The following is a 26,428-nucleotide window of genomic DNA, read 5'->3' on the forward strand; positions in this document are numbered from 1 at the left end:
CTTGGATATTGTGCCAAAGAAACTGACTCGGCTATTGTGGTTAACCACAATAGCCCGTTCCCGATAAGCCGCTACCCTGCCAGCCATGCCGACTTCCCCCACCCTTGCGCGCCGCTTCAAGCTCTCCAGCCCGGTGCGCTGGCTGCTGCCTGTCATCCTGCTGCTGCTGTTCCTCTCCATCCTGTTCTGGCTGCCCTGGCAGGCGCGCCAGATGGAAAGCAACGAACGCCAGGAGCAATTGATCGCCGATACCCTGTGGGTGGAGCAGACCATCCGCTTCCAGCTGGCGCGCAACGAGGAAAGCCTGTTCAACCTGGGCGTCGACATCGCCAGCGGCGCGCTGGGCGCGGAAAAGGTCCACGAACGGCTGCAGCAGATGCTGCGCAATGGCCGCGAACTGCAGCGCGTGCTGTGGCTCGACACGAACGGCAAAGTGCAGGCCACCAGCGACAACAGCCTGCCGCACGCCCTGTCGTTTTCGCCCGCCTCGCTGACGGCCGCCGACAATGCGCGCCGCCTGCACCGGGGCCAGTACGCCCAGCCGTCGCAGCAAAGCGGCTTTCCCGACGCGCCGCCGGGCGCCATGCTGATGGATTACCATCAGCCCCTGTTCGATGGCCAGCGCTACGTGGGCAGCCTCGTGGCCACCTACCAGATCAGCAGCCTGCTCGATGAAATGGTGCCGTGGTGGTTCGCCCAGGATAACCAGATTTCGCTGATCGACCGCGACGACAAGGTGCTGGCGCGGCGCGCCGCCGCCGGTCCCGGCCACGGCGTGTACACGCACAAGCGCGCGCTCGACGTGCCCGGCGCCACCATCACCCTGTTTACCGACAGCGTGAAAAGCCAGCCCAAGCTGCTACCCAATCTGCTGGTCGGCTCCGTCATCGCCCTGTCGCTGGGTTTGTTATGGAGCCTGCTGGCCCTGTGGCGCCACATCTCGCGCCGCCTGACGGCCGAAAGCGCGCTGCGCCAGCAGATGCTGTTCCGCACGGCGATGGAAAATTCGCTGGTGACGGGCATGCGCGCGCGCGACCTGGAAGGCCGCGTCACCTACGTGAATCCCGCGTTTTGCCAGATCGTCGGCTATCCGCCCGAGGAAATCCTGGGCCGCCTGCCGCCCATGCCCTACTGGGTGCCCGAGGCGCTGGAGGAATACCAGCAGCGCTTCGTCAAGGCGCTGGCGGGCAACCCCACGCCGCAGTTCGAAACCTATTTCCAGCGTCCCGACGGCACGCGCGTGCCCGTGCTGATCTTCGAGGCGCCGCTGGTCGACACGCACGGCCAGCAGACGGGCTGGATGGGCTCCGTGCTCGATATCTCGGACCGCAAGCGGGTCGAGGAACTGAATCGCCAGCAGCAGGAAAAACTGCAGACCAGTTCGCGCCTGGCCACCATGGGCGAACTGGCGTCGATGCTGGCGCATGAACTGAACCAGCCGCTGGCGGCCATCTCCAGCTACACGACGGGCGCGCTGAACCTGATCCGCCGCGCCATCGACAGCGGCGCGCCCGTCGAACCGACTACCCTGAAACCGGCGCTGGAACAGGCCAGCGCGCAGGCGCAGCGGGCCGGCCAGATCATCCGCAGCGTGCACGATTTCGTGCGCAAGAGCGAACCGCAGCGCCAGGATATCGCCATCCGCACCCTGATCGACGGCATCCGCGCGCTGATCGACCTGCAGGCGCGCAAATACTATGTCACCATCCAGGAAGAAATCCCGGCCGACCTGCCGCTGCTGCGCGCCGATCCCGTGATGATCGAGCAGGTGCTGCTGAACCTGACGCGCAATGCCATCGAGGCGATGCAGGATGCGGCGCCCGGACGGCGTATCATGCGCCTGCGGGCCAGCCACGACGCGCAGCAAGGCATGGTGACGGTGGACGTGATCGACCATGGCCATGGCATTCCCGCAGACGTGGCGGAGCGGCTGTTTTCGCCGTTTTTCTCGACCAAGTCCGAAGGCATGGGCATGGGACTGAACATCTGCCGCACCGCCATCGAATTTCATGGCGGCGCGCTGACCTTCGGCGCCAACCCGGCCGGCGGCACCATTTTTACTTTCAGCGTGCCGGCCGCGCCGCGCGCGCCGCACTAACAAACAACGACAATCCGGAGACACCATGCTGCATATCATCGACGACGAAGAGGTCGTGCGCGACTCCCTGTCCTGGCTGGCCGCCTCGCGCAGCATCGAGGCGCGCAACTACGCCAGCGCCCAGCAATTCCTCGATAGCCTGGACGGCAGCTTCGACGCCAACGGCGACTGCGTGCTGCTCGACGTGCGCATGCCCGACATGAACGGCATCGCGCTGTTCGACCAGCTGGTCAAGCGCGACCTGACGGCGCGCCTGCCCGTGATTTTCCTCACCGGGCACGGCGACGTGCCGATGGCCGTCGACAGCCTGAAACGGGGCGCCTTCGATTTCTTTGAAAAGCCGTTCAACGACAACGACCTGATGGACCGCGTGCAGCAGGGCCTGGCCAACTCGCGCCAGGCGGGCGAACTGGCCGCCGTGCACGCGCGCCTGGCCACCCTGTCGACGCGCGAACGCGAAGTGCTGGACCTGATTTTGGCGGGCAAGATGAACAAGGTGGTGGCCGACAAGCTGGGTATCAGCATGCGCACCGTGGAAGTCCACCGCGCGCATATCTTCGACAAGATGCAGGTCAAGACGGCGGTGGAACTGGCGGGGTTGTTGAAGTAGGCTGAAATCCGGGGGCAGCCCCCCGATGCCGCTGGCGTCAGGCTCTGTGCCAGCGCATCCGGGGAGCTGACCCCGGCCTTAATCACGCATCGTGATGCTCATGGTGCTCCGCCGCGCCATGCTTCCAGTAGCTGGCCACATGCAGGTGCTGCTTCGGCACGCCGGCGTCGATGAAATGTCCGCGCAAGCCCTGTACCTGCGCATGCTCGCACGCCACCCACACATAGCCGTCGCCCTCTGGCGGCAAGGCGACCTGCGCCAATTCTTCCAGCAACAGGGGGCCGCTGCGGCCATTGCGCGCCACCCAGCGCACATCCAGCTGCGCCGCGCACTCGAGCGCGATCTGCTCGCCGTCCTCGACGATCTCGATCACCGCAATCGCGCGCGCCGTGGCCGGCAACTGCTCCAGGCGGCGGGCAATCGCGGGCAAGGCCGTCTGGTCGCCCACCAGCACATACCAGTCGAAGTCGAGCGGCACCAGCATCGAGCCGCGCGGGCCGCCCACGCCCAGGGTCTGGCCCGGCTGCGCCTGCGCCGCCCAGCTGGCGGCGGGGCCGTCGCCGTGCAGCACGAAGTCGATTTCCAGCTCGCGCCGCTCGGCGTCATAGCGGCGCGGCGTGTAATTGCGGGCGATGGGACGCGCCCCTTCCGCGTACTCGATGGGATTGGCGCCGTTGCCCAGCACGGGGAACACGGGAGTGGTCTGGCCCGGGGCGGGGAAGAACAGTTTCACGTGGTCGTCCGAGGCGGGCGAGACAAAGCCTTCCAGGTCGTCGCCCGCCAGGGTGATGCGGCGCATGTGCGGCGTCAGCTGCTCGGTGCGCACGACGGTCAGCACGCGCAGTTTCAAGTCGTGGCGCACGCGCTCGATGGCGTGCGGGCGTGGTGCGGTTGGTGATGCAGTCGTCATATGCTTATCCTTGTCAAGTTGGCTCATTGGCCGGCTGCGATGGCGTTGGCGGCCTGTTCCAGCACGGCGGCCACGCGTTCGGCTTCCGCCTCGCTCCAGTTGGTCTTGTTCTGCAGCAGCGCATGCTTCAATGCGTGCATGCCCTGGTGCACGCGCTCGGGCAGGGCGCGCCGCGCCTGCAGGCGGGCGAACATGTCGAGACGCTCCAGGATGCCGTCGACCTGCGCGCGGTTTTCCGCGAGGTAGGCGCGCCCCAGGTCCGTGATGGTGTAGAGCTTCTTGCCGCTGGCGCTCTCGGAGGACGTCACGTGATCCTGTTCTTCCAGCAAGGTCAATGTCGGGTACACGGCGCCGGGGCTGGGGGCGTAGGCGCCGCCGCAACGCTCTTCGATGGCCTTGATGATTTCATAGCCGTGACGGGGGCTGATCTCGATCAGCGCCAGCACGATCAGCGGCAGGTCGCCGCGGCCAAAGACGCGCTCGGCCCGTTCGCCGCGCCCGCCCCGGCCGCCAGGACCACCGCCCATGCCGTCGCCGCGCTCGTCAAAGCCGCGCGGGCCGCGGCCGTGCAGGGCGTATTCGCCGCGGTGCTCATGGCGATGTGCGCCATGGTGATGGTGATGCTGGCCGCAATGGCCGTGATGCGGGTGATGGCCATGTTGGCCGTGTTCTGCGTGGTGTGAGTTTCTCATGTTTTCTCTTTAAAGATATATCGTTAGTAGGTAGCGCCATTTTATAACGATATATCGATAAGTCAAGGAGAAATTTGCTATGCTCGTCATTTCTCCACCGCGCACGCAGATGCCATGCCTGAAAAAACCATCGCTGAAAAAATGTATGTGAAGAACGCCAGTACCCTGGCCGTGCTCAATGACGGCGGCGAGCACGGGCAATTGCTGGCACAGCTGCCGGCGCAGAGGCTGGCAAAGGAAGGGGAAGACGCCGACTGGCTACTGGTATTTGCCCGCAGCCGCGCGGAACTGGAGCAGTTCCTGCCCGTGGCGCAGGCGCGCCTGGCGCCCGGCGGCGCGCTCTGGGTCGCCTACCGCAAGGGGGGCGTCAAGGCGGGCAGCGATATCCACCGCGACGATATCCGCGAGTATGGGCAAGGTCGGGGCCTCGACAGCGTGGCGATGGTCGCCATCGACGCCGACTGGTCGGCGCTGCGCCTGAAGCAGGCGTAAAGCGAGGCTAGGCGATGCCGTGCAGCGCCAGCGCCCATTCGACGTGTTCGCGCACGATGGCCGACGGGTGCTCGCGGCGCGACAGCAGGGCCGCGACGATGTCGGCCTGGCCACGGGCCTTGGCGGCGGCGTTGCCCATGCCGACGGCCAGGTTGCGCAGCCAGCGTTCGTGGCCGATGCGGCGGATCGCGCTGCCTTCCATGCGGCGGTTGAATTCCTCCTCCGTCCAGGCGAACAGCTCCACCATGCCGGCGCTGCCCAGGCTGTGGCGCTCGTCGAAATCGGGCACCACGGCGCGCTGGGCGAACTTGTTCCACGGGCAGACGGTCTGGCAATCGTCGCAGCCATATACCTTGTTGCCGATCAAGGGGCGCATTTCAACGGGAATGGCACCCTTCAGTTCGATGGTCAGGTAAGAGATGCAGCGGCGCGCGTCGAGCTGGTGCGGCCCCAGGATCGCTTGCGTCGGGCACACCGTGATGCATGCCGAGCACTGGCCGCAGTGCGGCGTTTCGGGCGGATCGACGGGCAGCGGCACGTCGACCAGGATCTCGCCGAGGAAAAAGAAGGAGCCGCCCTGGCGGTTGATCAGCAAGGTATGCTTGCCGCGCCAGCCCAAGCCGCCTTTTTGCGCCAGCTCCACTTCCATCACGGGCGCCGAATCGCTGAAGACGCGGTAGCCGAAGTCGCCGATCTCGCCCTTGATGCGTTCGGCCAGCTGCTGCAGGCGCGAGCGCATCACCTTGTGATAATCGCGGCCGCGCGCATACACCGAGATCACGGCCGCCGTGGGATCGGCGTCGCGCGTCGCCTCCTGCGCGCGCCAGTCGGGCCCCAGCGCCGGCGGCAGGTAATTCATGCGCGCGCAGATGGCGCGCACCGTGCCCGGCACCAGTTCGGCGGGCCGCGCGCGCTTCATGCCGTGGCTGGCCATGTAGTCCATTTCGCCGTGGTACCCGGCATCGAGCCAGGCTTGCAAGGGCGCCTCCATGTGCGACAGGTCGACGTCGGCGATGCGCACGTCGGCAAAACCCAGTTCGCGCCCCCATTCCTTGATGGAGCGCGCAAGGAGGTCAAGATCGGTGGCGGTGACGGACATAGGGACTTTACGGAGAACGGCGGGAGCACGGGCGGTTACAATGGCAGCAGCCTCCATTTTATGCGATACCGAAGATAATGACCGAACACTTCAAAGCCCACCTCCATGACGAAGCCGGCACGGCCGCGCTGGGCGCCGCATTGGCGCGCGCGCTGGCGCCCGGCCTGGCGATCTACCTGCACGGCGACCTGGGCGCCGGCAAGACGGCCCTCACGCGCGCCCTGCTGCACGCGGCCGGCCACGCGGGTCATGTGAAAAGTCCCACGTATACCCTGTCCGAACCGTACACGGTGCAGCTCGACGGCCAGAGCGTCAACGTCATCCATTTCGACCTGTACCGCATGGGCAGCGCCGAGGAATTTCTCGACGCGGGCTTTCGCGAAGACTTCGACGGCCATAACATCTGCATCGTCGAATGGCCGGAGAAAGCCGAGCCGGTGCTGCCGCCGGCCGACCTGAATGTTTATTTGAACGTTGCGGGTACAGGACGTGATGTAGAATTGCAAGCGTCTTCTGAATTGGGTCTGTCATGCCTTCACCGTCTCAAATTCGCCCCGAACCTTTGATATCCTCGCCGATCACCCGGCGCACGGTGCTCAAGGCCGGCGGCACCCTGCTGTTGTCCGTGTTCGCGCCCATGTCGGCGATGGCGGCGCAAATTCTCGCCGTGCGCGTCTGGCCGGCCGAGGACTACACCCGCGTCACCCTGGAAAACGACAGCATCCTCAAGGCGACCCACTTCATCGTCAAGGACCCGGAACGCCTGGTGGTCGATATCGAAGGACTGGAACTCAATCCCACCTTGAAAGGCCTGGTGGCGAAGATCCAGTCGAACGATCCGTACATCAAGCAGGTGCGCGTGGGCCAGAACCGGCCCAACGTGGTGCGCCTGGTGTTCGACCTGAAGGAAGAAGTCACGCCGCAGCTGTTTACCCTGCCGCCGGCCGGCTCCTACAATCACCGCCTGATCTTCGACCTGTATCCCGTGCACGAGCCGGACCTGATTGCGCAGATGATCGAAAAAGGCGACTGGTCCAGCGATCCGGCCAAGCCTTTGATGTCCGACACGCACACGCCGCCGCCCGCGCTGCCGCTGCCCGACAGCGGCAAGCCGCCCGTCGCCGTCGCGCCGCCGGTGGTGGCCATCGTGCCGCCCGCCCCCGACGTGCGTCCGGAGCAGCGTCCCGAGGCGCGTCCCCAGCCGGGCCAGAAAGTGGTGCGCATGATTACCATCGCGCTCGATCCCGGCCACGGCGGCGAGGACCCGGGCGCCATGGGCAGCAGGGGCAGCCGCGAGAAAGACGTGGTGCTGGCCATTGCCAAGCGCCTCAAGACCAAGCTGGAACTGCAGCCCAACATGCGCGTCATGCTCACGCGCGACGCCGATTTCTTCGTCCCGCTGGGCATGCGCGTGGAAAAGGCGCGCAAGGTGCAGGCCGACCTGTTCGTCTCCATCCACGCCGATGCCTTCATCCAGCCGACGGCGCGCGGTTCCTCCGTCTTCGTGCTGTCGGAAAAAGGCGCTACCTCGACGGCGGCGCGCTGGCTGGCCAACAAGGAAAACCAGGCCGACCTGATCGGCGGCGTGAACGTGAAGAACCACGACAAGCAGCTGGCCAGCGTGCTACTTGACCTGTCGACGACGGCGCAGATCAATGACAGCATGAAGCTGGGCGCGGCCGTGCTGCGCGAAATCGGCGGCATCAACCGCCTGCACAAGGGCTCCGTCGAGCAGGCCGGCTTCGCCGTGCTGAAAGCGCCCGACATTCCCTCCATCCTGATCGAGACGGCCTTCATCTCGAATCCGGAAGAAGAAGCCAAGCTGACCGACAACGGCTACCAGGACAAGATGGCCGACGCCATCGTCACGGGCATCAAGAATTATTTCGCGAAGAATCCGCCGCTGGCGAAAAGCCGTTTGACCTGACATGGACACCCGCATGCGCAACACTACCTTTGGCCAGCTGCCGGCCGTGACCATCCGTGCCGCCGACGGCGCGCAGGCGACCATCACCCTGTATGGCGGCCACCTGGTCTCGTGGCAAACCAGCGATGGCCAGGAGCGCCTGTTCTGCAGCCGCGCGTCCAGCCTCGATGGCAGCCGCGCCATCCGTGGCGGCGTGCCCGTGATCTTCCCCCAGTTCGGCGCGCGCGGCACCGGCATGCGCCACGGCTTTGCGCGCGTGGCGGCGTGGCAGTTGTCGGCCAGCGGCGAAACCGATGGCGCCGCATGGGCGGAATTGACCCTGACGCAGTCCGACTTGCCGGAAGCGATCGCCGCCGCCTGGCCGTACGCCTTTTCCCTGCGCCTGCGCGTGGCCGTCAAGGCCTCGACGCTGGACCTGAGCTTGTGCGTGCAGAACACGGGCGAGCAGGCATTCCCGTTCTCGGCCGCCCTGCACACGTATTTTGCGATCGAGGATCTGGGCCAGGCGCGCATCGAGGGCTTGCAGCGCGTGCGCTATTCGGACGAGACGCCGCAGGACGCCCTGCAAGCGGAAGAAGTGCTGCAATTTGCCGATAAGCTCGACCGCATCTACTACCAGCTGCCCGGCCCCCTGACCTTGCAGGCCGGCGGCCATGCCCTGCGCCTGGAGCAGCAGGGCTTTACGGATGCCGTCGTGTGGAATCCCGGTGCGCAGGACGCCGCCGCCCTGCCCGACCTGGCCGGCGACGAACAGCCGCGCTTCATCTGCATCGAGCCGGCCCTGATCCAGCCCGACCTGCTGGCCGCCGGCGCCGCATGGATGGGCCACCAGCACATCGGGATCAGCCCCGCCGGGTCTGATCCACGTTAATTTGATTCCTTGATGATGCGGCCATTGGTGGGCTGAATCGGCCGCGCATTCAAGGGATACAAACGGCTGAACAGCGCCATCTGCGCCGCCGATGCCTGCACCGGCTGCTTCATCACCAGCCACAGCACGCCCTCGCTGCAGGGCGGCTCCGTCATCGATCCCATGTAGGTGTAGTAGTCGCGCCGCGCCGGCAGCATCTCGGCCGGGTCGAGCAGGATCGCCGGCTGCATGGTCTCGAATTTTTCCAGCGGCAGGTTGTTCCACACGGTCTGGATGGTCGCCTGCGGCGCGCCCCGCTCCAGCAGCAGGGCCAGCACGGCTTGCCGGCCTTCCGCGTCGCGGTGCACCAGATGCACCACCATTTCGAACGCCTTGCCATTGATGCGCTCTTCGGACGGACGGTGGAAGTGGAATTGCTGCAGCTCGAACATGCGGTTCTGCACCGTGATGTAATTGCCGCCGCTGACACCCACCTGCACCGTATGGCCATTGTCGACCACATTGAACGAGGACGGGTGGTAGTCAAAGCTGATCTGCTCGAGCTCCACCTTCATGCCGTCGCGGATGTCGATCGGCGACTGGCGGTTGCCGTTGCCGCACTTGGCCCAGTCGACATTGATCCTGCTCCAGCTGGCCGGTCCGCTGTCGCCTTCATACGACCAGTGCGTGCCGCGCGGCACGGGCGGCGGTGGCGGCGGCGCGGACTTCACCACGGCGGCGCGCTTGGCGCGGGCGGCGGCGCGGGCCGCCTGGGTGGCGCGCATTTCCGCCAGGCGCGCGGCGATGCGCTCGGACAGGTCGACCTCGGCCGCCTCTTCCTTCTCGCGCGACGTCGGCGCCACCGTGACGGGCGCCTTGGCTTCCTTGCCCTTGACGGACTCGGTCAGGGTTTTCATGGCGGCCGCGCGCGCCGACGCCGACATGGGCGCGCTCGCTGGCGCGGATGCGGCAGTCGCTGCCGAAGCGGGGGCATCTTTGGCGCTGGCCAGGACCGACATCGCGGCAAGGCTGCAAGCTAACAGGGCGCTCAAATGTCGCATGGAAATCCAGAAAGTAAGAATACCTTCTGGTTTACGGCTCGAAAGCAACAAAACTTGAATCAGCGCGGGAGGAAAACAGAAACATCACAGAGAAAAACGGGATCCGGGGCCGGCTGCGGGCGGTGCCGCAGCGCGCTTGCCCCGGATCCATGCGGCTTTACGCAGACTTGCCGACCATGCGCTTGTAGAGTTTCCAGATACCGCCCAGTACCACCGGCACGACGGCGGCGCCGACGCCGATCAGCACGATCAGGGTCAGGTGGTCGCGGATCCAAGGGATGTTGCCGAAGAAGTAGCCAGCCGTCACCAGGCCCACCACCCACAGCAGGGCGCCCGTGATGTTATACATCTGGAAGCGCGTATGCGTCATGTCGGAAATACCGGCAACGAAGGGCGCGAAGGTGCGCACCACAGGCACGAAGCGCGCCAGGATGATGGTCTTGCCGCCGTGTTTTTCAAAGAATTCATGCGTGCGGCGCATGGCGTCCTTGTTGATCCAGCGGTAGTCGTGGGTAAACACCCTCTGCCCGATGGCCTCGCCTATCCAGTAGTTCAGCGTGTTGCCTGTCACGGCCGCCGTGACCAGCAGGAAGATCAGCAAACCCAGGTGCATTTGTCCCGTCGCGCAAAACGCGCCGGCGATGAACAGCAAGGTATCCCCAGGGAAGAAAAACAGGACCACGAGGCCCGTTTCGCAAAAAATAATGGCAAACAGCACCGCATACACGAGGGTGCCATACTGTTCAATCAAGATGCCCAGTGTCTTGTCGACATGCACGATCATGTCGAGGAATTGCACAAAATCCATATATTTTTCCCTAAAGGTAGCGGCGGAATCATACACCACCCGGCCCGCCCCACGGCAGTCCCCCGCGCGATATTTCGTGATTAATTCGGCAGCGCCCGTGACGGCGCGGCATTTTAAGTAAAGGTTAAGGAAACGCCGTGTTTCAGCCCGCCTGGCAGGATTGGCAGACGCAAGGCCTTTTTAGCGAAATATTGCCATTCTGGTATACACTTTCTGACCGGCGCAACCCGTGCCGACCAGGAGAAACCATGTATTTGCATCCACTGAGCGGCCTGGCCATGGCCACCGCATTGGGCCTGGCCCAGCTGAGCGCCCATGCGGCGCCCGTCCAGATCAAGGCGCCCGCCGAATTGCCCGCCAAGCCCGGCATCGCCGACGCCGTCAAGGCCTCGAAGCCGTCCGATTGGCGTCCGCTGGATCCGGACAACACCCTGTACCTGGAGTTGTCTTCCGGCCGCGTGGTGATGGAACTGGCGCCGGAATTTGCGCCGCAACACGTGGCCAACATCAAGGCCCTGGTGGCGGAACAGTACTACGACGGCCTGGCCATCAACCGCGCGCAGGATAACTGGGTGGTGCAGTGGGGCGATCCGAACGAAAAAAATCCGAAGCCCATCCTGCACGCCCGGCGCACCCTGCCCGGCGAATTCACGGTGCCGTTGAAAAACATCAGCAACTTCACGCGCCTGCCGGACGCCGACGGCTACGCGCCGCAAGTGGGGCATTCGAACGGCTTTGCTTCGGCGCGCGACCCGAAAAGCGGCACGGCCTGGCTCACGCATTGCTACGCCACCGTGGGCGTGGGACGCGACAATGCCAGCGACAGCGGCGGCGGCACGGAGCTGTACGCCGTCATCGGCCAGTCGCCGCGCCACCTGGACCGCGACATCACCGTCATCGGGCGTGTCGTGGCCGGCATGCCGCTGCTGTCCACCCTGCCGCGCGGCACGGCGCCCATGGGCTTTTACGACAGCCCCGAGAAAAACGTGCCGATCAAGGCCATCCGCCTGGCCGCCGACGTGCCGCCAGCGCAGCGCAGCCACCTGGAAGTGATGCGCACCGACAGCGCCGCTTACCAGGCCGTGCTGGAAGCGCAGCGCAATCGGGGCGGCCCGTGGAGCAAGGTCACGGCCGGCCACGTCGACCTGTGCAATGCGCCGATACCGGTGCGCGAGGTGGGGAAGTAGGCCGACTTTTAGCCCAAGAACAAGGGCTGGGGTCAGACCCGACGGGTCTGACCCCGGTATAATTACCGTATGAACGCGCCCATCACCCCCCACCGCCCGATCCAGGCCCTGCCTGACCAGCTGATTTCGCAAATCGCCGCCGGCGAGGTGGTCGAGCGGCCGTCCGCCGTGGTCAAGGAACTGCTGGAAAACGCGCTCGACTCGGGCGCCACGCAGATCACCGTGCGCCTGGAAGAGGGCGGCGTGAAACGCATCGCCATCACCGACAACGGGCGCGGCATCGACAAGGAGCAATTGCCGCTGGCCCTGGCGCGCCACGCCACCTCGAAGATCGCTTCCCTGAGCGACCTGGAAAACGTGGGCACCCTGGGTTTCCGCGGCGAGGCGCTGGCCTCCATCGCTTCCGTCGCCGCCGTCACCCTGACCTCGCGCACGATGGATGCGGCCCACGCCTGGGAAATCGTCGGCTCGCACAACGGCAGCGTCTCGCCCTCGTCGGGCGCGCACGGCACCACGGTGGATGTGCAAGACCTGTATTTCAACACGCCCGCGCGGCGCAAGTTTTTAAAATCCGAGCAGACGGAATACGGCCACTGCGCCGAAGTCGTGCGCCGCATCGCGCTGGCGCGGCCCGACGTGGCGTTCTCGCTGTCGCACAACGGGCGCACCATCGACCAGTGGACTATCAGCGAACTGGCCAAGCGCAGCGCGCATATCCTCGGCAACGACTTCGCCGAAGCGCGCCTGGCGCTGGACGAGTCGGCCGGCAGCCTGCGCCTGCACGGCTTTGCCGGCTTGCCGACCGCGTCCAAGGCGCGCGCCGACGGCCAGTTCTTTTATGTCAACGGGCGCTTCGTGCGCGACAAGCTGCTGGTGCACGCCGTGCGCATGGCGTATCAAGACGTGCTGCATGGCGACCGCTTCCCTTCCTACGTGCTGGCGCTCGACCTCGACCCGGCGCTGGTCGACGTCAACGTGCACCCGTCGAAGATCGAAGTGCGCTTCCGCGACAGCCGTTCCGTGCACCAGTTCGTCTTCCATGCGGTGCAGCGCGCGCTGGCGCAGACCTCGGCCACGGCCTTCGGCAGCGTGCCGGCGCCCTTGCCCGCCGCCTCCACCCTGGGCGGCGATACGGCGAGCGCGGGACTGGGCGGCCCAGGCATCTGGCGCCGCGAACAGACGCAAACGTCGTTCGGCGCGCAGTTCACGAACACCTACGCGCCCGCCTCGCCCGGCGCGAACCGCCCCTTCTTTGCCGATGCGCCGGGCGTGGCGCAGGACACGGGAGCCTATGGCGCCCTGTTCAGCGGCAGTGGCGGCGCATCCTCGCCAATCACGCAGGTCGAGCCCTACATCGCCTCGCCCGAAGCGATGGCGCGCGAAGAATATCCGCTGGGCTTTGCCCTGGCCCAGCTGCACGGCATCTATATCCTGGCGCAGAACACCAAGGGACTGGTGCTGGTCGACATGCACGCGGCGCACGAACGCATCCTGTACGAGCAGCTGAAGAATGCGCTGCAGGCGCAAGTGTCGGGCCAGGACATGCAGGTGCAGTCGCTGCTGATTCCCGTGACCTTTTATGCGGATGCCATCGAAGTGTCGACGGCGAATGAAAACCAGGACACATTAAAAGCGCTGGGCTTCGACATCGCCGCCCTCTCGCCCACCACCCTGGCCGTGCGCAGCGTGCCAACCCTGCTGAAGAACGCCGACGCGCAAACCCTGGCGCGCGACGTGCTGCGCGACGTGCGCGAATACGGCGGCTCGCGCGTGCTGATCGAGCGCCAGAACGAATTGCTGGGCACCCTCGCCTGCCACACGGCCGTGCGCGCCAACCGCATCCTGTCGGTGCAGGAAATGAATGCCCTGCTGCGCCAGATGGAAAGCACGGAACGCGCCGACCAGTGCAACCATGGCCGGCCCACATGGGTGCAGGTCGAGATCAATGCACTCGATAAACTGTTCCTGCGCGGGCAATAAAATTCCGGGGTCAGACCCGCCGGGTCTGACCCCAGCCTTTGCCTTGGGGCCCCCATCGCAAGCATACCAAAAAAGCATCATGACAAATACCCATATCCTCCCCCTGGCCGTCGCCATCATGGGCCCCACGGCCAGCGGCAAGACGGCCAGCGCGCTGGCCATCGCGCAAGCGATTCCGTCCGAGATCATTTCCGTCGATTCCGCCCTCGTCTACCGGGGCATGGATATCGGCACGGCCAAGCCGTCGAAGGAAGAACTGGCCCAGGTCCCGCACCACCTGATCGACATCATCGACCCGCTCGATGCGTATTCGGTGGCGCAGTTCCGCAACGACACCCTGCGCCTGGTGGCGGACATTTCCGCGCGCGGCAAGCTGCCGCTGCTGGTCGGCGGCACCATGCTGTACTTCAAGGGCCTGGCCGATGGCCTCGACGACTTGCCCGGCGCCAACCCTGCCTTGCGCGCCCAGCTGGAAGAGGAAGCGGCCGCCATCGGCTGGCCCGCCATGCATGCGCGCCTGGCGCAGCAGGACCCCGTGACGGCGGCGCGCCTGGCGCCACAGGATGCCCAGCGCATCGGCCGCGCGCTGGAAATCATCGCCCTGTCCGGCCAGCCCATGTCGGCCCTGCTGGCCCGGCGCGAAAAGACCGTGCTGCCATTCCAGCTGCAATCGTTCGCGCTGGAGCCGTCGGACCGCGCCGTGCTGCACGCGCGCATCGCCACGCGCTTCGACCTCATGCTGAAAGATGACGCCCTGCTCGACGAAGTGGAGCAATTGCGCCGGCGCGGCGACCTGCACCCGGGCCTGCCCTCGATGCGCTGCGTGGGCTACCGCCAGGCCTGGGATTACCTGGACGGGCGCATCGACCGCGCCACCCTGCGCGAGACAGGCATCATCGCCACGCGCCAGCTGGCCAAGCGCCAGCTCACCTGGCTGCGCTCGATGCCGGACCGCATCGTCGTCGATTGCCTGGGCCCAGACCCGGCCTCTTCCATGCTGGCGCAGATTCAAGCGTTGCTGAAATAATCACAGAGAGCCGCCATCACGAAAAATCCACAGATTTTTCATGGCCAGCATTGACAAGGAAATGGGAAGACTGGATAATGCTCGGCTGTTGGGTGATATAGCTCAGTTGGTTAGAGCACAGCATTCATAATGCTGGGGTCGGTGGTTCAAGTCCACCTATCACCACCAAGAATTTGCAGCATTGATGAACCCGCCCCTGCCTTGCGCAGCGGCGGGTTTTTTCATGTCCAGCCACCCTGCATTGCGGCCTGCACGCAACACCTGCGCGCGCCACCTGCATGCAGGTGTTGTGGCAAGCGGCCCCTGCCGCTTACAATGAGAATAATTCTCATTTATATTATTCGCCGCCCATGTCCACCATCCAGCCCAGCCTGCAACAGCAAGTGCAGTCGCTCTACAGCGATCATCACGGCTGGCTGGTGGGCTGGCTGCGCAAAAAGCTCAGCTGCCCGCATGGCGCGGCCGACGTGGCGCAGGATACCTTCGTGCGCATCATCACTTCGCGCGATGCCCTGTTCGGCATGCGCGAACCGCGCGCCTATCTGTCGACCACGGCGAAACGCCTGCTGCTCGACCGCGCCCGCCGGCAAGTGCTGGAACGCGCCTACCTGGCGGAACTGGCGCTGCTGGCCGGCAGCCTGCCCGGCGCACCATCGCCGGACGAGGTGCTGATGGCGGTGCAGGCGCTGGAACAGATCGCCACGGCGCTGGCAGGGCTGTCCACCAAGGCACGCGACGCCTTTCTGCTGCACTACCTGGAAGAGCTGCCGCAGGCCGCCGTGGCGGCGCAGCTGGACGTCTCCACGCGCATGGTGCAGAAATACCTGGTGCAAGCCTTGCTGGCCTGCCGCCAGGCCTGCCCTTCCATGGCGGCATGATGCGCGCGCGCACGGAGAACGCCGCCGAACAGGCGGCGCACTGGATCGTGCAGCTGAGCGCGGACGACCCGGCCGAACGCGAACGGGCGCGCGCCGGCTACGCCGCCTGGAAAGCGGCCGACCCGCTGCATGCGACGACGGCGGCCGGCATGGAAAACCTGCTGGGCCAGTTGAGCGCCGCGCGCGCACCGGCCGGCGGCGACCACCGTCCCGCGCGCGCCGCGCTGGCCGCCATCGCCCCCAGGCGTGCGCGCCTGCGCCAGCTGGCCGCCGCCAGCGCCGTGGCCGTGCTGGTGCTGGGCAGCGCCATGCTCGCCAGCGAGCAGCCCGCGTACCTGCTGGCCGACCTGCGCAGCCCGACGGGCCAATGGCGCACGCACACGCTGGCCGACGGCAGCCGCCTGACCCTGGGCAGCAACAGCGCCGTCAACCTGCATTTCAGCGCCGGCGAGCGGCATGTGGAGCTGGTGCGCGGCGACATCCTCGTCGACGTGGCCAAGGATGCGCAGCGCCCGTTCATCGTCGACAGCGGCCACGCGGCGATCCGCGCGCTGGGCACGCGCTTCACGGTGCGCAGGGACGGCGGCGCCACGCTATTGAACATGCTGGAGTCGACGGTGTCGGCGCAGGTGCCGCGGCATCCGGCCAGCATCGTGCAGGCGGGCCAGCGCGCGCGCATCACGCGCGACGGCGTCGGGCCACTGACCGCCATCGATGCGGCCAGCGTGCAGGATGCCTGGCGCGCGCACCAGCTGGTGGTCGACGACCAGCCGCTGGCCGAGGTGCTCGATGAACTGGCGCGCCACCGGCCCGGCCAGCTGCACTACGACCGCGCGCAGATCGCCGGCATCCGCGTGGCGGCCGTGCTGCCGCTGGACGACACGGACAGGGCGCTGCAGCTGTTGATCGACAATTTCCCGCAGCTGCGCATCCGCATGCTGACGCGCTACCTGGTGATGGTCGACGCGCCACACACTGGCACCGCAAAAAAATAATTTGCCACGCAGGTTCGTGTTGGCGCTTCTCGCGCGTCAAGGCAGCTGAGATCATTCACAAAAGGCTGTCATCATGTCCGTTCAAGTCGTTGCCATTTCGTCCCCGACCACCCTGCGCACGCGTTTGCGCCCGCTGGCCCTGGCTGCCCTGCTGCTGGCCGGCGCCGGCCTGCACGCCCAGGCGCTGGCGCAAACGGCGCCCGCCACCGCCAGCTACAGCATCCCCGCCGGCCCGCTGGCCGGCGCCCTGAACCGCTATGCGCAGCAGGCGGGCGTCGCCATCGTCATCGATGCCGCCAAGGTGCACGGCCTGCAGACGGCCGGCCTGCAGGGCAGCTACGCCATCGACGACGGCTTCGCCGCGCTGCTGCGCGGCAGCGGCTACGCCATCGGCAAGACGCCCACCGGCTATGTGCTGGTGGCCGCGCCGGCAAGCGCGCCCACGGCCGCCGTCACAGCCGCATCGGCTGCCGAACGCACGATGCCATCGATTACCATCGTCGGCGAGGCCGAACAAGGCGCCACCACGGAAGGCAGCGGTTCCTACACGGCGCGCAAGCTCACCATCGGCAAGGGCGAGCAGGCGATGAAGGACATCCCGCAATCGGTGAGCGTGCTGACGCGCCAGCGCCTGGACGACCAGGGCATCACGGACTTGCGCGAAGCCGTCAACAACGTCACCGGCGTGGTCGGCGTGCATGGCGTGGGGCCGGGCGTGGTGATCACGGCGCGCGGCTTCCAGATCGACCAATGGCAGTATGACGGCGTGCCCATCGACCGCAACACCTATGCGCTGGGTAACTGGGGCCAGGAAAATATGGTCATCTACGATCGCCTGGAAGTGCTGCGCGGCGCCTCGGGCATGCTGGTCGGCACGGGCAGCCCCGGCGGCTCCGTCAACCTGGTGCGCAAGCGTCCGCTGGCAGCGCGCGCGATCACGCTCACCGGGCGCGCCGGTTCCTGGGACCACTACGGCGCCCAGGTCGACATCAGCACGCCGCTGAATGCGCAAGGCACCCTGCGCGGCCGCGCCATCGTCGACGAGGACGACAGCCATTCCTTCATCGACCAGGTGTGGAGCAAGAACCGCACCCTGTACGCGGCGCTCGACTACGACGTGGCGCCCGCCACCACCGTGGGCCTGGCCGCCAGCCATGTCAAGGCCCACGGCCGCCCCACCTTCATCGGCCTGCCCCGCTACGCGGACGGCGGCGAACTGCCGCTGCCGCGCTCCACCTTCACGGGCGCCGACTGGAACCGCAGCCTGGTGGAACAGAGCACCGTCTATCTGGACCTGGAACACCACTTCAATACGCAGTGGAGCCTGAAGGCCTCGGCGCTGGGCATGAATGAAAGCACCAGCTCCACCCACCAGCGCACGGCGTTTGAAATCCAGCCCGACGGCAGCGGCGCGCGCTATGGCGACTTTTCCACCGATTTCGACAACCGCAAGCGCGGCATCGACGCCTTCGTGCGCGGCAAGTTCGACGGCCTGGGCATGGCGCAGGAAGTCGTCGTCGGCGCCAGCTATGTCAGCATGACATCGAACGACCGCTATGCGCGCGCATGGGAAACGGGTGCGGATATCTTCAACATCAACCACCATCGTCCGTGGCAGGACTTCGACACCATCGCCGCGCGTCCGGCAGGCGTGACCAGCTACAGCACCTACGACATGCGCCAGAAAGGCCTGTACGCCACCTGGAACGGCCAGCTGACGGGCAACCTGAAGGCCCTGCTGGGCGGACGCTTCAGCTGGTACGACTTCCTGTATGCCACGCCGGACGGCTACCGCGACGCCACCCGCGCCACGGCCAAGTTCACGCCATCGGTGGGCCTGATCTATGCCTTGACGCCGCAATGGTCGGCCTACGCCAGCTATGCGGACGTGTTCCAGCCGCAAACGAACCACGATGTGGCCGGCCGCACCCTCAAGCCGATCACGGGCAGCAGCTACGAGGGCGGCATCAAGGGGGAACTGCTGGAGGGCAGGGTCAACACCTCGCTGGCCGTGTTCCGCTATGACCACAAGGACCGCGCCGTCACCGATTACGCGGCCGGTTTCGCCTGCGACGGCTGGTACTGCTCGCGCGCCTCGGGCAAGGTGCGCAGCCAGGGCCTGGAAGCGGAAGTGTCGGGCGAAGTGGCGCGCGGCCTGCAGCTGTCGGCCGGCTACGCCTACACGACGACGACCTACCTCGACGATCCGGACAACAAGGGCCAGGTCTTTTCCACGTGGACGCCGAAGCACATGCTGCGCCTCTGGTCCAGCTATACCCTGCCCGGCGCGTGGGACAAGTTCAGCGTGGGCGCCGGCGCCAGCCTGCAAAGCCATACGCTCGATACCGAGCGCACCTTCAAGGTGGCCGGCTTCTCGATCTGGAACGCGCGCCTGGGCTGGCAAGCCACGCCGCAAGTGGCCCTGTCGCTCAACGTCAACAACCTGTTCGACAAGCGCTACATCATCCCGGCCTACAACACCACCGGGTCGAACAACTACTACGGCGACCCGCGCAACGTGCAGTTCACCGTGAAGTACACGCCGAAGTGGTAAGACGAACGAGAGCCTGAATGCCGGCACCATGGCCGCGCGGCGCGACCGGCCCTGGGACTGGCATTCAGTTTGCGCCGCGGCGGGCAATTTCGGCTAAGATGATGGCGCGGCGTCCAGCCGCACCGCATCGTGCATCGGCCTCTCATTCATCTACACCGTCAATGGAACAAAAAGACAAGTCTTGGGTCACTTCGGTCGACGTCGCCAAACGGGCCGGCGTCTCGCGCTCCGCCGTCTCGCGCACGTTTACGCCCGGCGCCAGCGTGGCGCCCGAAACGCGGGCCCGCGTGATGGAAGCGGCGCAATCGCTGGGCTACCAGGTCAATATCCTGGCGCGCAGCATGAACCAGGGGCAAAGCAACCTGGTGGGCGTCGTCATCACGGGCTTCACCGACCCGTTCCGCGTGGCCCTGCTGGGCGAAGTCACGCGCAGCCTGAGCGAACATGCGCTGGTGCCGCTGCTGATGAATGCGGAAGATCCCGAGCGCCTCAGTGAACTGCTGCGCATCCTGCTCAGCTACAAAATTTCCGGCGTCATCATGACCTCCGGCTCGCCGCCGTCCGCCGTGGCGACCGAATACCTGCAGCGGCAAGTGCCGGTGGCCATGATCAACCGCGCGCGCGACCTGAAGGGCGTGGACGTGGTCAACAGCGACAACCGCCACGGCGGCGAGCTGGCGGCCAGCACCCTGCTCGACAGCGGCGCCAAACGCCTGGCCTTCGTCAACACGCGCGCCAGCAGTTTCAGCGGCATCGCGCGCGGCAAGGCCTTCCTCGACCACCTGGCGCCGGCCGTGGCGAAGAAGCGCTGCACGGCCGGCGAATACCTGGCCGAGGCCATCGGCTACCAGGCGGGCCAGGAAGCGGCCGACGCCCTGCTCGCTGGCGGCAAGCTGCCCGACGGCGTCTTTTGCGCCACCGACCTGATCGCCTGCGGCTTCATCGACGCGGCGCGCAGCAAGTACGGCATCGACGTGCCCGCGCAGCTGCAGGTGATCGGCTTCGACGACATTCCCATGGCCTCGCTCGACGCCTACCAGCTGACCACCATCCGCCAGGATGCGGGCGAACTGGCGCGCCGCGCCGTCAAGAGCCTGGTCGAACGCATGGAAAAATTCGCCATGCCGGGCCGCCTGAAGGAAGTCCCCGTCACCCTGGTACGGCGCGGCACGACGCGCTGAAGCATGCAGCAAGGGCGGGCGGCGCCATGCCGCCCGCCTGTCCGTCCGTCATCCTCCCCGCCGTTCCCCATTTTCCACACTTTTTTGACCGCCGCCTGTACTTGTTGACATCGAAAAAATTCCGGGTTACTGTTTGCACACGTGTACTGCACACGTGTGCAATTTCTTCAAACCAGCCAGTTCTGGCGACACCATTACAAAAAACGCCCCACGCATGGAGGCGTCTCAAGGAGACTTTATGTTGAATCACGTTCTAAGAATGGCCCTGTTCGGCATCGGCGCGATCGGCCTGGCGGCCTGCACCACCCCCGCTGACATGCAGCACAATACGGCCGCCAGTGCCGCCGCCGATCCGAAGCTGGCGAAGATCGGCCAGATCGTCGTCGTGTACATGGAAAACCGCAGCTTCGACCATCTGTTCGGCACCTTCCCGGGCGCCGACGGCATCGCCAATGGCCGCGCGCCCGACACCACCACGCAAATCGGCCCGGATGGCAAGCCGTATGCGATGCTGCCCGCCGTGGCGCTCGACAAGGGTGGACTGGACCAGCGCTTCAAGGGCGACATCGCCAACGCGCCCTTCCACATGGAGCCAAGCGTCTCGCTGGGCGACAAGACGGCCAGTCCCGTGCATGCCTTCTGGACGCACAAGCGCCAGATCAACGATGGCAAGAACGACCGCTTCGTCGTCGAGGGCAACACGGGCGCCCTGCCCATGGGCTATTTCGATGGCAGCAAGCTCAAACTGTGGGCACTGGCGCAGCGCTACACCCTGGCCGACCGTTTCTTCCAGTCCGCCTACGGCGGCTCCTTCCTCAACCACATGTGGCTGACCTGCGCCTGCACGCCCGTCTTCCCGAACGCCCCCGAGTCCATCGTCGCGCGCGATGAGCGCGGCACGGGCCACAAGAAGGGCGAGGAGGCGGAAGTGACGCGGGATGGCTACGCCGTCAACACCATGCAAGGCCCGCTGCTGTTCGACCCGACCAAGAAGCAGACCTTTTTGCCGCCGCAAACCATGCCCACCATCGGCGACCGCCTGACGGACAAGGGCATCTCCTGGGTCTATTATGCCGACGGCTACGACATCGCCGTCGCCTCGACCAAGTCGGGCAAGAAGGCCGAGGATTTCTCCTACCACCACCAGCCGTTCACCTACTTCAAGCGCTTCATCGACAGCCCGCAGCAGCGCGCCACGCACTTGAAGGACCGTTCCGACATGATCGCCGACGTCAAGGCGGGCAAGCTGCCGCCCGTCTCGTTCTACAAGCCCATGGGCAAAAAGAACATGCATCCGGGGATGGATAAGTCGAGCGTGGCGGCCGGCGACGACGAAGGCGTCGCCATCATCAGCGCCATCATGGAAGGGCCGCAATGGAAGGACACGGTCATCATCGTCACCACCGATGAAAACGGCGGCTTCTGGGACCATGTATCGCCGCCGAAAGGCGACCGCTTCGGCCCTGCCACGCGCATCCCCGCGCTGGTCATCTCGCCGTTCAGCGAAGGCGGGCATATCGACCATACGGAATATGAAACCGTGTCGATCCTGAAGTTCATCGAGGAGCGCCATGGCCTGGCACCGTTGAGCGAACGCGATGCGCGCGCCAACAGCCTGGCCAAAGCCCTCAAGCTGTAACAGCCATTCTCCTGCCGGTCTACCCCGGGTGCGCCGCCCTGCGCGGCGCGCCCGGACCACTCACATCCAAAGGAAACGCCATGCTGCACGCACGCCATCTTCCCCTGTCCCTCCTGATGCTCGCCCTGGCCGCCTGTGGCGGCGGCGACGATGCGCCGCCCGTCGCTGTCACGCCGCCGGTGACGCCGCCGGTGACGCCACCAGTGACGCCGCCGCCCGCCACCTACTACCAGACCAAGACGCCGTACACGCCGCAGCAGGACGCCGCCACCTACGAGGCCGCGCCGGCCGGCTACGCGCCCGTGTTCACCGAACTGGTGGCGCGCCACGGCTCGCGCGGGCTGTCGAGCATGAAATACGATGCGGCCTTTTACAATGTCTGGCAAAAGGCCGCCGCCGACGATGCGCTCACGCCGCTGGGACAAAAACTCGGCGCCGACATCTTGAAACTGATGAAGGCCAACGCGCTGCTCGGCTACGGCGTGGACGGCATCACGGCACCCGGCTACGGCAACCTGTCGCAGACGGGCATCAATGAACACAAGCAGCTGGCCGTGCGCATGCTGGCGCGCCTGCCCGCCCTGTTCACGCAACTGGGCGCCAACGCCGCCAGCGCGCCGCGCCAGATCGTCACCGTCAGCTCCGGCGTGGACCGCGCCAAGGACAGCGCCGCCTACTTCGCGCAGTCGCTGGCCGCCACGGCACCCAACGTCGCGCCGCTGATCACCCTGCCGCCCGCGCCCGCCGGCTACCCGGCCGGCAAGCCCGTGGTGCAGCCAGACGGCACCAACCGCTTCCTGCTGTATGCGCACAAGCTGGTGCCCAAGACGGACCTCGTCACCGATGCCCTCGACCGCTACTACCAGACTTACCAGGATAGCCAGGCCTACCAGGCCTACCTGAAAAGCCCGGACTTCCTGGCCAAGTACACGGCCATCGATACGGATGCCACGGCGCGCACGCTGGGCCGCGAAGTGCTGGAGCGGCTGTTTACCAAGGCGTTTGTCGACAAGATCGACAACGGCACCTACAGCTTCGCCAATACGGGCACCTACAGCTTCACCAGCGACGACGGCAAGTTCACCAACACCGTCACGGGCGACGGCGAGACCACCATCAAGGGCCTGGCCGATGCCGCTTCCGTGCTGTACAACCTGTACGCCATCATGGCCGGCATGACGAGCGAGGTTAAAGCCGACTTCGTGCAGTACATGCCGTCGGACGCGGCCAAATACCAGGCCTTCGTGCAGGATTACCAGGACTTCTACAACAAGGGTCCCGGCACCACGGAGAGCGCCGGCGTCACCTGGAACTACGTGCGCGCGCTGCGCGACGACTTCTTCACGGAAGTCGATGCCATCGCGCGCGGCGACCTGTCGCACGGCGCCAAGCTGCGCTTCACGCATGCGGAAGCCATCATCCCGCTGGCCACGGCCATGGGCCTGAAGACCGTCGTCGGCGCGCTGCCGGCGGCGCAGACCTACAGCTATGACAACAGCAGCTGGCGCGGCCTGTACGTGGCGCCGATGGCGGCCAACATGCAGTGGGACGTGTACCGCGACGCCAGCGGCAATGTGCTGGTCAAGCTGCTGTACAACGAAAAGGAAACGGACTTCCAGGCCGCCTGCGATGGCGCGCGCTTTGCCGCCGGCAGCCATTTCTATGTGTATGCGAAGCTGAAAACCTGCTACGGCCACGTGGCGCAGTAAGCGGGAAGCGCGGGCGGGCCGGCCGGCACCCAGCCGTGCCCGCCTGTTTGGCGTTTGGTGCTAGGCTAGCGCGTAGCAACCCATCACCTCACCCACGGACTCGCATGCCACCATCGCTCCCCCCGTCCAGCATGCTGCTGGCCCTCGCCCTTTCGCTGTCCGCCAGCCCCGCGCTGGCCGTTGACGGCCATTACCAGACCAAGACGCCGTATGCGCCGCAGCAGGACCCGGCCACGTATGCCGCGCCGCCGGCCGGCTTCCAGCCCATCTTCACGCAGCTGGTGGCGCGCCATGGCGCGCGCGGCTTGACGGGCATGAAGAACGACGCGGCCCTGTATGCGATGTGGCAGCAGGCCGCCGCGCAGGATGCGCTCACGCCCCTGGGGCGCGAACTGGGGCCCGACATCCTGGCCCTGATGAAGGCGAATGCCTTGCTCGGCTATGGCGTGGCCGGCATCGAAAATCCTGGCTACGGCAACCTGTCGCAGACGGGCATCGAGGAACACCGGCAGCTGGCCGCCCGCCTGCTGGCGCGCCTGCCCGCCCTGTTCGCGCAGGTGGGACAGACGGCGGCCACGGCGCCGCGCCAGCTCGTCACCATCCATTCCGGCGTGGACCGCGCGCGCGACAGTGCGCGCTTCTTCACGCAGTCGCTGCTCGAACACGCGCCCGCGCTGGCGCCCTTGTTGTATCTGCCGCCCGCGCCGGCGCCGTATCCGCAAGGACGCAAGGCCGTGGCGCAGCCCGATGGCGTCAACCGCTTCCTGCTGTACGCGCACAAGCTGGCGCCAACAACGGATCTGGTCACCGATCCGGCCAACCCGTATTACGCCACGTATGGCGCCAGCCAGGCGTACCAGCGCTATGAAAAGACCAAGCAGCTACACGCGCTGATGGATGCCCCGGCCAGGCTGCCTGCGGCGGCCATGCATGCGCGCCACGTGCTCGAACGGCTGTTTGCGCCCGCCTTCCTCGACCAGCTCGAGCGCGGCGCCAGCAGCTATGCGGACACGGGCAGCTACACCTTCACCAGCGCCGACGGCAAGTTCACGCGCACCATGACGGGCGGCGGCAAGAGCGCCATCCGCAGCCTGAATGCCGCCGCGACGAAACTGTATGATTTGTATGCGATCAGCGCCGGCATGCGCCATGAAGTGACGGCCGATTTCAGCCGCTACATGCCCGTCGAGGATGCGCGCTACTACGCTGCCGTCGCCGACCACGAGGATTTTTACCAGAAGGGACCGGCCACCACGGAAAGCGGCGGCGTGACCTGGCGCTTCGCGCTGGCCTTGCGCGAGGATTTTTTCAATGAAGTCGACTCGCTGGCCAAAGGCGACCTGCGCCACGCCGCCAAGCTGCGCTTCACGCACGCCGAAATGATCATCCCGCTCGCCTCGGCCATGGGCTTGCAGCAGGTGCTGGCGCCGTTGCCCGTATCGACACCCTACAGCCATGCAAACAATCCCTGGCGCGGCGCCTCTGTGTCGCCGCTGGCGGCCAACATGCAGTGGGATGTGTACCGCAACGGCGAGGGCCAGCTGATCGTGCGCCTGCTGTACAACGAAAAGGAAACCGCCTTCCAGGCCAGTTGCGACGCTGCCCGCATCGCGCCCGGCAGCGTCTTCTACGATTACGCCAAACTGGCGACCTGCTATGGCCACGTGGCGGCGCGCCAGGCACCGCCACTTGGCTGATTACTTCAGGGTCGGCATGGCAAACTCGGCGCCCGCCGCCGTCGAGGCGGGCCAGCGCTGCGTCACGGCCTTCTGTTTCGTGTAGAAACGCACCGCCTCCGGGCCGTGCGCGTGGTGGTCGCCGAACAGGCTGCGCTTCCAGCCGCCGAAGCTGTGGAAGGCCATCGGCACGGGAATCGGCACGTTGACCCCCACCATCCCCACCTGCACGCGGTGCGTGTATTCGCGCGCCGTGTTGCCGTCGCGCGTGTAGATCGCCGTGCCGTTGCCATACTCATGCGCGTTGACCAGCTCCAGCGCCGCCGTGAAATCGGGCACGCGCACGATGCACAGCACGGGACCGAAGATTTCCTCCTTGTAGATCGTCATCTCCGGCGTGACATGGTCGAACAGGCTGCCGCCGAGGAAAAAGCCGTGCTCATGACCGGGCAACACAAAGCCGCGCCCGTCGGCCACCAGCTTGGCGCCCTCCTTGACCCCCGTGGCGATATAGCCGGCGATCTTCTCCTTATGCACCTGCGTCACCACGGGGCCCATCTCGGCCGACAGATCCATGCCCTGCGTGATCTTTAATGCCGCGATGCGCGGCACCAGCGCTTCCACCAACTGATCCGCCACATTGCCCACCGCGACGACGACGGAAATGGCCATGCAGCGCTCGCCGGCCGAGCCAAACGCGGCGCCCATCAGGGCATCCACCGTCTGGGGAAGATCCGCGTCCGGCATGACGACCATGTGGTTCTTCGCGCCACCGAGCGCCTGCACGCGCTTGCCCTGCGCGCAGCCCGTCGCATAGATATATTCGGCGATCGGCGTGGAACCGACGAAGCTGACGGCGCGCACGTCCGGGTGGCGCAATAACCCATCCACCGCTTCCTTATCGCCCTGCAGCACATTGAAGACGCCGTCGGGCAAGCCCGCCTGCGTCAACAATTGCGCCAACAGCAGGCTGGCGGACGGATCGCGCTCGGACGGCTTTAATATAAACGTGTTGCCGCAGGCAATCGCCATGGGGAACATCCACATCGGCACCA

Annotated in this window: 22 protein-coding genes and 1 tRNA gene; 17 read left to right on the plus strand and 6 right to left on the minus strand. The window is 66.1% G+C overall.

Annotation, left to right across the window (positions count from 1 at the left end; all coding sequences use genetic code 11):
* Window positions 1-85: 85 nt before the first annotated feature.
* Together BM193_RS06080 and BM193_RS06085 are read left to right on the plus strand one after the other, a co-directional pair.
* A complete protein-coding gene (locus BM193_RS06080) occupies window positions 86-2,098 on the plus strand; it encodes a sensor histidine kinase (RefSeq protein ID WP_092796201.1) in 2,013 nt (670 codons plus the stop codon).
* Between the two features lie 25 nt (window positions 2,099-2,123).
* Window positions 2,124-2,708: a response regulator transcription factor gene (locus BM193_RS06085; RefSeq protein WP_092796203.1), complete on the plus strand. Its 585-nt coding sequence runs from the start codon at window positions 2,124-2,126 to the stop codon at window positions 2,706-2,708.
* 82 nt (window positions 2,709-2,790) lie between these two features.
* On the opposite strand, the gene BM193_RS06090 is transcribed toward BM193_RS06085, so the two are convergent.
* Window positions 2,791-3,618 (minus strand): siderophore-interacting protein, encoded by an 828-nt coding sequence (locus BM193_RS06090; protein WP_092797118.1) that lies wholly within the window; start codon window positions 3,616-3,618, stop codon window positions 2,791-2,793.
* 23 nt (window positions 3,619-3,641) lie between these two features.
* On the minus strand, window positions 3,642-4,310 hold the full coding sequence (locus tag BM193_RS06095) for a PadR family transcriptional regulator (RefSeq protein WP_092796205.1): 669 nt from the start codon (window positions 4,308-4,310) through the stop codon (window positions 3,642-3,644).
* 114 nt (window positions 4,311-4,424) lie between these two features.
* Between BM193_RS06095 and BM193_RS06100 the strand changes: the two genes are divergently transcribed.
* Window positions 4,425-4,802 carry a DUF3052 family protein gene (locus tag BM193_RS06100; protein WP_092796207.1) on the plus strand — a complete coding sequence of 126 codons (378 nt, stop codon included), beginning with the start codon at window positions 4,425-4,427 and terminating at the stop codon, window positions 4,800-4,802.
* A 7-nt stretch (window positions 4,803-4,809) separates the two neighbouring features.
* On the opposite strand, the gene queG is transcribed toward BM193_RS06100, so the two are convergent.
* Window positions 4,810-5,901, minus strand: coding sequence for a tRNA epoxyqueuosine(34) reductase QueG (gene queG / locus BM193_RS06105; RefSeq protein WP_092796209.1), 1,092 nt, complete (start codon window positions 5,899-5,901; stop codon window positions 4,810-4,812).
* 77 nt (window positions 5,902-5,978) lie between these two features.
* Here queG and tsaE point away from each other — a divergent pair, with 77 nt between their 5' ends.
* From tsaE to BM193_RS06120, 3 genes are read left to right on the plus strand one after another with little or no spacing between them, the layout of a single operon-like run.
* Window positions 5,979-6,467, plus strand: a complete 489-nt coding sequence (gene tsaE / locus BM193_RS06110; RefSeq protein WP_092796211.1) for a tRNA (adenosine(37)-N6)-threonylcarbamoyltransferase complex ATPase subunit type 1 TsaE — start codon at window positions 5,979-5,981, stop codon at window positions 6,465-6,467.
* On the plus strand, window positions 6,431-7,828 hold the full coding sequence (locus BM193_RS06115) for an N-acetylmuramoyl-L-alanine amidase (protein WP_092796213.1): 1,398 nt from the start codon (window positions 6,431-6,433) through the stop codon (window positions 7,826-7,828). The genes tsaE and BM193_RS06115 overlap by 37 nt, the downstream gene beginning before the upstream one ends.
* A gap of 13 nt (window positions 7,829-7,841) precedes the next feature.
* Window positions 7,842-8,699 (plus strand): D-hexose-6-phosphate mutarotase, encoded by an 858-nt coding sequence (locus tag BM193_RS06120; protein WP_254785865.1) that lies wholly within the window; start codon window positions 7,842-7,844, stop codon window positions 8,697-8,699.
* Here BM193_RS06120 and BM193_RS06125 read toward each other — a convergent pair.
* Window positions 8,696-9,739, minus strand: a complete 1,044-nt coding sequence (locus tag BM193_RS06125) for a carbonic anhydrase (protein ID WP_175533155.1) — start codon at window positions 9,737-9,739, stop codon at window positions 8,696-8,698. The two genes, BM193_RS06120 and BM193_RS06125, sit on opposite strands and share 4 nt — an antisense overlap.
* Window positions 9,740-9,896: 157 nt before the next feature.
* The gene (locus BM193_RS06130) at window positions 9,897-10,547 is read right to left on the minus strand and encodes a VTT domain-containing protein (RefSeq protein ID WP_092796217.1); all 651 of its coding nucleotides are present in this window, start codon (window positions 10,545-10,547) and stop codon (window positions 9,897-9,899) included.
* A 248-nt stretch (window positions 10,548-10,795) separates the two neighbouring features.
* Between BM193_RS06130 and BM193_RS06135 the strand changes: the two genes are divergently transcribed.
* The 11 genes from BM193_RS06135 (at window position 10,796) to BM193_RS06185 (ending at window position 25,394) form a co-directional block, all read left to right on the plus strand.
* A complete protein-coding gene (locus tag BM193_RS06135) occupies window positions 10,796-11,734 on the plus strand; it encodes a peptidylprolyl isomerase (RefSeq protein ID WP_092796219.1) in 939 nt (312 codons plus the stop codon).
* A 69-nt stretch (window positions 11,735-11,803) separates the two neighbouring features.
* The gene (gene mutL, locus BM193_RS06140; protein ID WP_092796222.1) at window positions 11,804-13,714 is read left to right on the plus strand and encodes a DNA mismatch repair endonuclease MutL; all 1,911 of its coding nucleotides are present in this window, start codon (window positions 11,804-11,806) and stop codon (window positions 13,712-13,714) included.
* A gap of 79 nt (window positions 13,715-13,793) precedes the next feature.
* Window positions 13,794-14,741, plus strand: a complete 948-nt coding sequence (gene miaA, locus BM193_RS06145; RefSeq protein ID WP_092796225.1) for a tRNA (adenosine(37)-N6)-dimethylallyltransferase MiaA — start codon at window positions 13,794-13,796, stop codon at window positions 14,739-14,741.
* Window positions 14,742-14,832: 91 nt separating this feature from the next.
* Window positions 14,833-14,909: transfer RNA gene (locus BM193_RS06150), tRNA-Met, on the plus strand.
* A 182-nt stretch (window positions 14,910-15,091) separates the two neighbouring features.
* Window positions 15,092-15,619: a sigma-70 family RNA polymerase sigma factor gene (locus BM193_RS06155; protein WP_092796227.1), complete on the plus strand. Its 528-nt coding sequence runs from the start codon at window positions 15,092-15,094 to the stop codon at window positions 15,617-15,619.
* The gene (locus BM193_RS06160) at window positions 15,616-16,614 is read left to right on the plus strand and encodes a FecR family protein (protein WP_092796229.1); all 999 of its coding nucleotides are present in this window, start codon (window positions 15,616-15,618) and stop codon (window positions 16,612-16,614) included. The genes BM193_RS06155 and BM193_RS06160 overlap by 4 nt, the downstream gene beginning before the upstream one ends.
* Window positions 16,615-16,687: 73 nt before the next feature.
* Window positions 16,688-19,168 (plus strand): TonB-dependent siderophore receptor, encoded by a 2,481-nt coding sequence (locus BM193_RS06165; protein WP_092796231.1) that lies wholly within the window; start codon window positions 16,688-16,690, stop codon window positions 19,166-19,168.
* A gap of 161 nt (window positions 19,169-19,329) precedes the next feature.
* Window positions 19,330-20,349 carry a LacI family DNA-binding transcriptional regulator gene (locus tag BM193_RS06170; RefSeq protein ID WP_092796233.1) on the plus strand — a complete coding sequence of 340 codons (1,020 nt, stop codon included), beginning with the start codon at window positions 19,330-19,332 and terminating at the stop codon, window positions 20,347-20,349.
* Between the two features lie 238 nt (window positions 20,350-20,587).
* Window positions 20,588-21,988 (plus strand): alkaline phosphatase family protein, encoded by a 1,401-nt coding sequence (locus BM193_RS06175; protein ID WP_175533156.1) that lies wholly within the window; start codon window positions 20,588-20,590, stop codon window positions 21,986-21,988.
* Window positions 21,989-22,068: 80 nt separating this feature from the next.
* Window positions 22,069-23,697 (plus strand): histidine-type phosphatase, encoded by a 1,629-nt coding sequence (locus BM193_RS06180; RefSeq protein ID WP_092796237.1) that lies wholly within the window; start codon window positions 22,069-22,071, stop codon window positions 23,695-23,697.
* A gap of 104 nt (window positions 23,698-23,801) precedes the next feature.
* On the plus strand, window positions 23,802-25,394 hold the full coding sequence (locus tag BM193_RS06185; RefSeq protein ID WP_139176037.1) for a histidine-type phosphatase: 1,593 nt from the start codon (window positions 23,802-23,804) through the stop codon (window positions 25,392-25,394).
* Here the strand turns inward: BM193_RS06185 and mmsA are convergent.
* Window positions 25,395-26,428: CoA-acylating methylmalonate-semialdehyde dehydrogenase (gene mmsA, locus BM193_RS06190; protein ID WP_092832239.1), on the minus strand; the 1,034-nt coding region annotated here is incomplete at its 5' end.

Origin of the sequence: Janthinobacterium sp. 344, from assembly GCF_900112025.1 — a bacterium.
In the GTDB taxonomy this organism is placed as follows: Bacteria; Pseudomonadota; Gammaproteobacteria; order Burkholderiales; family Burkholderiaceae_D; genus Janthinobacterium.

Bases quoted from the DNA above. Each gene is read 5' to 3' on its own strand.
- BM193_RS06080 (WP_092796201.1), top strand. From the start codon at position 86: ATGCCGACTTCCCCCACCCTTGCGCGCCGCTTCAAGCTCTCCAGCCCG.
- BM193_RS06155 (WP_092796227.1), top strand. From the start codon at position 15,092: ATGTCCACCATCCAGCCCAGCCTGCAACAGCAAGTGCAGTCGCTCTAC.
- miaA (WP_092796225.1), top strand. From the start codon at position 13,794: ATGACAAATACCCATATCCTCCCCCTGGCCGTCGCCATCATGGGCCCC.
- BM193_RS06090 (WP_092797118.1), bottom strand. From the start codon at position 3,618: ATGACGACTGCATCACCAACCGCACCACGCCCGCACGCCATCGAGCGC.
- BM193_RS06120 (WP_254785865.1), top strand. From the start codon at position 7,842: ATGCGCAACACTACCTTTGGCCAGCTGCCGGCCGTGACCATCCGTGCC.
- BM193_RS06135 (WP_092796219.1), top strand. From the start codon at position 10,796: ATGTATTTGCATCCACTGAGCGGCCTGGCCATGGCCACCGCATTGGGC.
- BM193_RS06185 (WP_139176037.1), top strand. From the start codon at position 23,802: ATGCCACCATCGCTCCCCCCGTCCAGCATGCTGCTGGCCCTCGCCCTT.
- BM193_RS06160 (WP_092796229.1), top strand. From the start codon at position 15,616: ATGATGCGCGCGCGCACGGAGAACGCCGCCGAACAGGCGGCGCACTGG.
- BM193_RS06100 (WP_092796207.1), top strand. From the start codon at position 4,425: ATGCCTGAAAAAACCATCGCTGAAAAAATGTATGTGAAGAACGCCAGT.
- mutL (WP_092796222.1), top strand. From the start codon at position 11,804: ATGAACGCGCCCATCACCCCCCACCGCCCGATCCAGGCCCTGCCTGAC.
- BM193_RS06095 (WP_092796205.1), bottom strand. From the start codon at position 4,310: ATGAGAAACTCACACCACGCAGAACACGGCCAACATGGCCATCACCCG.
- BM193_RS06175 (WP_175533156.1), top strand. From the start codon at position 20,588: ATGTTGAATCACGTTCTAAGAATGGCCCTGTTCGGCATCGGCGCGATC.
- BM193_RS06180 (WP_092796237.1), top strand. From the start codon at position 22,069: ATGCTGCACGCACGCCATCTTCCCCTGTCCCTCCTGATGCTCGCCCTG.
- BM193_RS06130 (WP_092796217.1), bottom strand. From the start codon at position 10,547: ATGGATTTTGTGCAATTCCTCGACATGATCGTGCATGTCGACAAGACA.
- BM193_RS06165 (WP_092796231.1), top strand. From the start codon at position 16,688: ATGTCCGTTCAAGTCGTTGCCATTTCGTCCCCGACCACCCTGCGCACG.
- queG (WP_092796209.1), bottom strand. From the start codon at position 5,901: ATGTCCGTCACCGCCACCGATCTTGACCTCCTTGCGCGCTCCATCAAG.
- BM193_RS06115 (WP_092796213.1), top strand. From the start codon at position 6,431: ATGCCTTCACCGTCTCAAATTCGCCCCGAACCTTTGATATCCTCGCCG.
- BM193_RS06085 (WP_092796203.1), top strand. From the start codon at position 2,124: ATGCTGCATATCATCGACGACGAAGAGGTCGTGCGCGACTCCCTGTCC.
- BM193_RS06125 (WP_175533155.1), bottom strand. From the start codon at position 9,739: ATGCGACATTTGAGCGCCCTGTTAGCTTGCAGCCTTGCCGCGATGTCG.
- tsaE (WP_092796211.1), top strand. From the start codon at position 5,979: ATGACCGAACACTTCAAAGCCCACCTCCATGACGAAGCCGGCACGGCC.
- BM193_RS06170 (WP_092796233.1), top strand. From the start codon at position 19,330: ATGGAACAAAAAGACAAGTCTTGGGTCACTTCGGTCGACGTCGCCAAA.